General features: G+C 71.2%; 7 protein-coding genes. 4 read left to right on the plus strand and 3 right to left on the minus strand.

From position 1 onward, the window contains the following. Position 1: 1 nt before the first annotated feature. Positions 2-1,198, plus strand: coding sequence for an acyl-CoA dehydrogenase family protein (locus Q5425_RS41460; protein ID WP_308677883.1), 1,197 nt, complete (start codon positions 2-4; stop codon positions 1,196-1,198). A 4-nt stretch (positions 1,199-1,202) separates the two neighbouring features. Here the strand turns inward: Q5425_RS41460 and Q5425_RS41465 are convergent, their stop codons facing one another. Continuing rightward, complete coding sequence (locus tag Q5425_RS41465; RefSeq protein ID WP_308677884.1) at positions 1,203-2,417, minus strand: LCP family protein; 1,215 nt, start codon at positions 2,415-2,417, stop codon at positions 1,203-1,205. A gap of 208 nt (positions 2,418-2,625) precedes the next feature. After that, positions 2,626-3,369, minus strand: coding sequence for an SDR family NAD(P)-dependent oxidoreductase (locus tag Q5425_RS41470; protein WP_308677885.1), 744 nt, complete (start codon positions 3,367-3,369; stop codon positions 2,626-2,628). A gap of 105 nt (positions 3,370-3,474) precedes the next feature. Here Q5425_RS41470 and Q5425_RS41475 point away from each other — a divergent pair, with 105 nt between their 5' ends. Next, on the plus strand, positions 3,475-4,467 hold the full coding sequence (locus tag Q5425_RS41475; protein ID WP_308677886.1) for an RNA polymerase subunit sigma-70: 993 nt from the start codon (positions 3,475-3,477) through the stop codon (positions 4,465-4,467). 158 nt (positions 4,468-4,625) lie between these two features. Here the strand turns inward: Q5425_RS41475 and Q5425_RS41480 are convergent, their stop codons facing one another. Next, positions 4,626-4,889, minus strand: coding sequence for a WhiB family transcriptional regulator (locus Q5425_RS41480; protein WP_308677887.1), 264 nt, complete (start codon positions 4,887-4,889; stop codon positions 4,626-4,628). Positions 4,890-5,429: 540 nt separating this feature from the next. Here Q5425_RS41480 and Q5425_RS41485 point away from each other — a divergent pair. Both Q5425_RS41485 and shbA read left to right on the plus strand, forming a co-directional pair. Next, on the plus strand, positions 5,430-5,930 hold the full coding sequence (locus tag Q5425_RS41485) for a sigma-70 family RNA polymerase sigma factor (protein WP_308677888.1): 501 nt from the start codon (positions 5,430-5,432) through the stop codon (positions 5,928-5,930). A gap of 146 nt (positions 5,931-6,076) precedes the next feature. Beyond that, on the plus strand, positions 6,077-6,673 hold the full coding sequence (gene shbA, locus Q5425_RS41490; RefSeq protein ID WP_308677923.1) for an RNA polymerase sigma factor ShbA: 597 nt from the start codon (positions 6,077-6,079) through the stop codon (positions 6,671-6,673). Positions 6,674-6,766 lie beyond the last annotated feature (93 nt).

A 6,766-nucleotide genomic window follows, 5' to 3' on the forward strand; every position in this document is an offset into this window, starting at 1 on the left:
CATGACCGTGGAAGCACTCGAAGGCCAGCTGACCGCCGACTTCTACAACTACGAAACGCTGCTGAGCGACGAAGAGCGCAAGCTGCTGGTCCAGGCCCGCGACTTCATGCGCACCGACGTCAAGCCGCTGGTGAACGAGAACTGGGAAGCCGGCACCTTCCCGATGGAACTGATCGGGATGTTCCGGCAGTCGGGCCTGGCGGGCCTGCCCTACGAGGGCTACGGCGAGCACAAGCCGGCCGTCAGCCACCTCCTCACCGGCATGATGGCGATGGAGATGAGCCGCACGGACGCTTCCGTCGCCACGTTCTTCGGTGTCCACAACGGACTCGCGATGTACTCGATCTACGCCGGCGGCAGCCAGGAGCAGCGCGACCGCTGGCTCCCCGAAATGGCCGCGATGGACAAGATCGGCGCGTTCGCGATGACCGAACCGCTCGGCGGCTCCGACGTCGCCGGCGGCATGCGCACCACCGCGAAGCGAGCCGGGGACAGCTGGGTCCTCAACGGCGCCAAGAAGTGGATCGGCAACGCGACCTTCGCCGACTACGTCGTGGTGTGGGCGCGTGACGTCGACGACAACCACGTCAAGGGTTTCGTCGTCGAGAAGGGCACGCCCGGCTTCGTGGCGGAGAAGATCCAGGGCAAGACGGCGTTCCGGATCGTCGAAAACGCCGAAATCACCCTGACCGACGTCCGGGTGCCGGAGGAGAACCGCCTTCAGGGCATCAATTCCTTCCGCGACGTCGCCGAGATCCTGCGCGCCACCCGCGGCGGCGTGGCCTGGCAGGCGCTGGGCGTGATGGTCGGCGCCTACGAGCTCGCGCTGGACTACGCCAAGGAGCGCAAGCAGTTCGGCCGGCCGATCGCCCGCTTCCAGCTCGTTCAGGACCTGCTGGTGAAGAGCCTCGGCAACATCACCGCCTCGTGGGGCATGCTGGTTCAGCTCGCCCGCCTGCAGGACGCGGGGATCTTCCAGGACGAGCACTCGTCGCTGGCCAAGGCGTTCGTCACCGCGCGGATGCGCGAGGTCGTCGCCTGGAGCCGGGAGATCTTCGGCGGCAACGGGATCGTGCTCGAGTACGACGTCGCGCGGTTCTTCGCCGACGCCGAGGCGATCTACTCCTTCGAGGGCACGCGCGAGATGAACACCCTGATCGTCGGCAAGGCGATCACGGGACAGTCCGCGTTCGTGTGACGGGCTAGTTCACGCAGCCGGCGGCCGTACGGGTCGCCGGCTGTTCCGTGTCCGAAGAAGGGCCCGGTACCGGCGTCTTGGTGCCGGTGGCCGCCACCGGCTTCACGCCGCCGGGCGTGTCGTCGCCCGCGGCCCGCACCGCCGGGGTGCTGATCGCCGTGCGGACGAACTGCTGGACCTGTGCCGGGTCGACCTTCACCGCGTCGCCGTCGGACGGCGTCTGCATCGAGAGGCTCTGCACCGGGATGGTGGCGAACGCGATCGCCCCCGAGGTCATCCCGCGCAGCTGCTGGGCGAAGCTCAGGATGTCCCAGCCCTTGTCCAGCACGACCGAGCCCTGCACCGCGCTGACCAGCGAGTTCAGCTTCGACGGGTCGGTGAACGTGCCCGTGCTCAGCACCTTCTTCGCCATCCCGGACAGGAACGCCTGCTGCCGCGCGATCCGGTCGAGGTCGCCGTTGGTCAGCCCGTGGCGCTGGCGGACGAAGGCGAGCGCCTGCGCGCCGGACAGCGTCTGCGTCCCGGCCGGGAAGTCCGCGCCGGAGTAGCGGTCGTGCACCGGTGCCTTGAGGCAGACCTCGACGCCGCCGACGGCCTGCGACAGTGCGTCGAAGCCCGCGAGGTTGATTGCCGCGTAGTGGTTGATCGTCAGCCCGGTGAACTTCTCCACGGTCTGGATCGCCGTTTTTGCGCCCGCCTCGTTCGCCGCCACTTCCAGCTGCGCGCCGGAGAGCCCCTGGGCGCGCAATCCGGACATCGAGGCGTTCTTGCCGCGGCTGTACGCCGAGTTGATCTTGTGCTTGCCGTAGCCGCCCGCGATGTCCACATAGGAATCGCGCGGGATCGAGATCGCGGTGGCCGCGGCGCCGCCCGCCGGGATGTGGACGACGATCAGCGTGTCGGTGGTGTCCCCGCCGTCGTCGCCGCCCCCCGCGTGGAGCGCGTCGAGGACGCTCTGCGGCAACGGGTTGCCGTACGCGTCGGTCCGGGCGTCGATCCCGGCGAGGAGGATGTTCTGGGCGGCCTTCAGCGGCTCACCGGGCGGGCTGTCATCGTTGTCGACCTGCGCCGCCGGCGGGATGACGTCGGCGGTGACGATGCCGTCGTCCAGGGTGCTCAGCTGCGTCCACAGGTAACCGGTCGCGCCGAGCACCACCGTGGAGACGACGCCGAGCGCGACCCGGCCGCCGATCCGGCGCCCCCGCGACGACAACAGCACGGCGTTTCCCCTTGCTTCCCTCTGGTGGTCCTCCCTTTCGAGGATCACCGGGTTTGCTGGGAATCAGCTGAGAAAGTTGTCGGAAAGCTGTGACGCTGCCCGATCGGCCGAGCCGGAACGGGCCGATCGGCCCGTTTTGCCACGCACCGTAGGGAAACGCGCACGGGGAAGTGCTGTGTCACCGGCCACAGTGGCTCGCGTTATCGAGTCAGCGTGGCAGTTTGCGCCAGATCGCGCGCGGCAGGAGGCGCATCACGAAGAAGACCGGACGGAGTATCCCCGGCACCCAGACGACCCCGCGGCCGCGGTGCAGCGCCGCGACCGTCGCTTCGGCCACCTGGTCCGGGGTGCTGGAGAACGGCGCGGGTGTCATGCCGTCGGTCATCCGGCCGATGACGAAGCCGGGGCGGACGAGCAGCAGGGAGACACCGGAGCCGTGCAACGCGTCGGCGAGGCCGCTCGCGAAGCCGTCGAGGCCCGCTTTGGCCGAGCCGTAGACGTAGTTCGCGCGGCGCACGCGCACCCCGGCCACCGAGGAGAACACGACCAGACGGCCGTGCCCCTGCGCGCGCAGCAGGTTCGCGGCGTGGGTCAGCACGCCGACCTGGGCGACGTAGTCGGTGTGCACGATCGCGGCGGCGTGCGCGCTGTCCTGTTCGGCGCGGGCCTGGTCGCCGAGGATGCCGAAGGCGAGCACGACGGTGTCCAGCGGCCCGTGCTCCGCCGCCACCTTCTCCAGGAACGGGCCGTGCCCGGCGAGGTCGTCGGCGTCGAACTCGGCCGTGTCCACCGTCTCGGCGCCGGCCTCGAGCAGCGCGGCGACCTCCGCGGTCAGGTCCGTGCCCGGCCGCGCGGCCAGCACGAACCGCCGCACGTCCCCGCTGACCAGGCGGTTCGCCACGGCCAGCCCGATCTCACTGCGTCCGCCGAGCACTAGCACCGTTCCGCTCACGGCAGCACTCTTTCGTTCGGGGGTTCCGGGTGGCGAAGCCCCCGGCCCGGGGCGGAGCCCCGGTTTCCACACAGTCTTCCAGCCCTGGTGCGCTAGCGTGCCGGGGTGGGTCGGGATTTCGAAACGCTCGTCGAACGGCACCGCCGGGAGATCCAGGTGCACTGCTACCGGATGCTCGGTTCCCTGGCCGACGCCGAAGACCTCACGCAGGAGACGTTCCTGCGCGCGTGGAAGGGCCGGGACGGGTTCGAAGGCCGGGCGAGCGTGCGCACCTGGCTCTACCGGATCGCGACGAACGCCTGCCTCGACGTCCTCGCCCGGCGGCCGCGGCGCGTGCTGCCCGACCAGCTCGGCCCGGCCGGGGAGCCGGACGGGCCGATCACGGCCGTCGACCTGCCGTGGCTCGAGCCGTACCCGGACCGGCTGCTCGACGGCGCGGCCGCGGACGACACCGGCGCCGCCGTGGTCGAGCGGGAGACCATCGAGCTGGCCTACCTCGCCGCCGTCCAGTACCTGCCGCCGCGGCAGCGGGCGACGCTGATCCTGCGTGACGTGCTCGGCTGGCCGGCGAAGGAGACGGCGGCGCTGCTGGAGACGAGCGTGGCGTCGGCGAACAGCGCGCTCCAGCGGGCGCGGGCCACGTTGCGTGAGCGGTTGCCCGCGCGGCGTACAGAGTGGACGGTGAGCGATCCCACGGCCGAAGAAACGGCGCTGCTCAACCGGTTCATCGCCGCGTACGAGGACGGCGATCCGCAAGCCGTCGCGCGGCTGCTGCACGCGGACGCCCAGGCGATCATGCCGCCGTACTCGCTGTGGTTCGGCACCCGTGCCTCGATCGTCCGGGCGCTTTCGCTCTCGATGGACCCGGCGTCGCCGCACTGCGTCGGCCGGTTCCGGATGCGGCCGGTGCGCGCCAACCGCCAGCCCGCGGTGGCCACTTACCTGCGGCGCCCGGATGAGCACGATCACCGCTGGTTCGGAGTCACCCTGCTCACGATCGAGGGCGGACTGATCACGGCGATGGCCGCGTTCGAATCGGCCACGGCGGCGGCGTGGGGCCTGCCGGAGACGTGGCCGGCCAGCTCCGCGCCCGCGTAAGGGATGCAAAGAAGCGCATATCCACCCAACGGAGAAAAAGCCCGGGTGGGTGATTCACGGGGAATCACCCACCCGGGCGCGCTCACAGCCGGAATCGAATTTCTTCCGGATTTCGGTGTTGGTGCTCGAGGCCGCCGGGAAGAGGTCACCGGCAGCGGTCAGGCCGCCCGGTGCCGCTGCGGTGCGGTGCGCACCAGCCGTCGGCGTTCGTCCGCGGTGATGCCGCCGAAGACGCCGTGGTCGAGGCCGTTGTCGAGCGCGTAGCCGAGGCATTCGGCGCGCACAGGGCAGCGCGCGCACACGGCCTTCGCCTGCGCCGTCTGCCGGGCGCCGGGGCCGACCTCGGAGATCGGGAAGAACAGTTCCGGGTCCTCGTCCTTACAGGCCGCGAGTTCCGCCCAGCCCGTCATCGTGGCTTCCATTTCCTTCGTTCACCTCCTTCTCTTACTTCTTCCCATTGTTGGGGCGCGTCAACCGACTTAACCGCGGCGGGCGCGCGAGCGCATCCGCCTGGGTCAAGGGGGTTTTGGCTTCGGTCCCCGGCTCACCCTCCGGGCAACCAAGACTGCAACACATGAGAGTACGCCTCTCTTCCCGGTATCTCGATGTCGATCACGTCACCCGATCGGCGACGCCCGTGCGACGGCAGGTTCCCGCCACGCGGCTGCCGACCGGCCGCGGCAGGCCCGCTTTTGCGTTGTCCGGTTCGGGTTTCCGGCGCGGACGTGATCGAAACCCGGGGTTCGCATCCGCGCGGAGCCGACCCTCCCGCGCGACCGGAATCCGCCGTTCGCGGAGCCGGACGCCGCCGGCCGGCCGCGGTCCCCCGGACGCGACCGGCGGCGTTCGTCACGAGCCGTCACCAAGGCAACGCGGTCCATTACTCCTACTGGGCAGTCTTGATCGAATCGTTACACGTAGCGGTCACCTCAGCGCACCTGTCCTTGTGAGGGCGAGGGGTGGTGAGGGGATCCGTGGGTGGTCACGACGAGTTCGACGCGTTCTTCCGCGCCGACTTCCCGGCCCTCGTGGCGTTCCTCTGCAAGGCCGGGTTCGAGGTCGAGATGGCGCGGGACGTCGCCGCCGAGGCGATGCTGCACGCACTGGAGGCGTGGCCGACCCTCGAGGACCCGCGGGCCTGGGTCCGCCGGGTCGCCGGACGGCTGCTCGACGCCCCGGGCGACGCGCGGGCGGACTGGACCCTGGCGGGCGACCCGCGGGACGACGAGGAGCTCGCCGAGCTGGTCGACCAGCACGCGGGGCTGATCGACCTGCTCGCCGCCCTCCCCGGCAAGCAGCGGATGGTGCTGGCCTGGTCGCTCGACGGGTTCACCCCGGCCCAGATCGCGGAGGCGCTCCGGGTGGCCCCCGCGACCGTCCGTTCCACCCTCCGCCACGTGCGGGAACGCCTGAGGCGCCTCCGGGTCGCACGGCCCGGTGACCAGCGGGACAGGGAAAGGTGAGCGAAATGCCGGCAACCGAGTACGGGGATCGGGCGATCACCGAGCAGCTGCGGGAGTCCAGCGCCGCCCTGCACGCGTCGCTGCGCGCCGGGCTCGACGTGGAGGGCACCCTGCTGCGGGTGCGCAGCCGGGCGCTCGTCCGCGAGATCGCCGCGACGCAGCCCGTCGAGGCGTTCCCGCCGCACTGGCGACGCCACGACGAGCCGGTCGCCGCCGCGACCGCCGGCGACGACGCCGCGACCGCGCGCCTGCTCGCCACGATCCGGCCGCTGGTGGTGCGCTACTGCCGGGCCCGCGTCGGCCGGCACGAACGGTCGTTCGCTTCGGCGGACGACGTGGCCCAGGAGGTCTGCCTCGCCGTGCTCACCGCGCTGCCGTCCTACCACGACCAGGGCCGCCCGTTCCTGGCGTTCGTCTACGGCATCGCCCAGCACAAGGTCGCCGACGCCCACCGCGCCGCGGCCCGCAACCGCGCCGACCCGGTGCCCGAGGTCCCCGACGGCGTCAGCGAGACCGCGGGCCCGGAGCAGCGGGTCCTGCGGTTCGAGCTGAACGAGCGGCTGGCCCGGCTGCTGGACGTGCTGCCGCCGAAGCAGCGCGAGATCGTGGTGCTCCGGGTGGTGGTCGGGCTGTCGGCGGAGGAGACGGCCGCGGCGGTGGGGTCCACGCCGGGCGCGGTCCGGGTGGCGCAGCACCGCGCGCTGGGCCGCCTGCGTCGGCTGCTGACCGGGGAAGAGAACTAGTCCCGGCCCGGTCCCCAGCGCCCCAATGTGGCGTTGGTTGCGTCCAACGCACCCAATGTGGCGTTCGGTGCGTTGGACGCACCGAACGCCACA

Origin of the sequence: Amycolatopsis sp. A133 (genome assembly GCF_031082405.1) — a bacterium.
Taxonomy (GTDB): domain Bacteria; phylum Actinomycetota; class Actinomycetes; order Mycobacteriales; family Pseudonocardiaceae; genus Amycolatopsis.

Excerpts from the sequence above, each read along its gene's own strand:
- Q5425_RS41460 (WP_308677883.1), top strand. The coding sequence starts at position 2 with ATGACCGTGGAAGCACTCGAAGGCCAGCTGACCGCCGACTTCTACAAC.
- Q5425_RS41480 (WP_308677887.1), bottom strand. The coding sequence starts at position 4,889 with ATGGAAGCCACGATGACGGGCTGGGCGGAACTCGCGGCCTGTAAGGAC.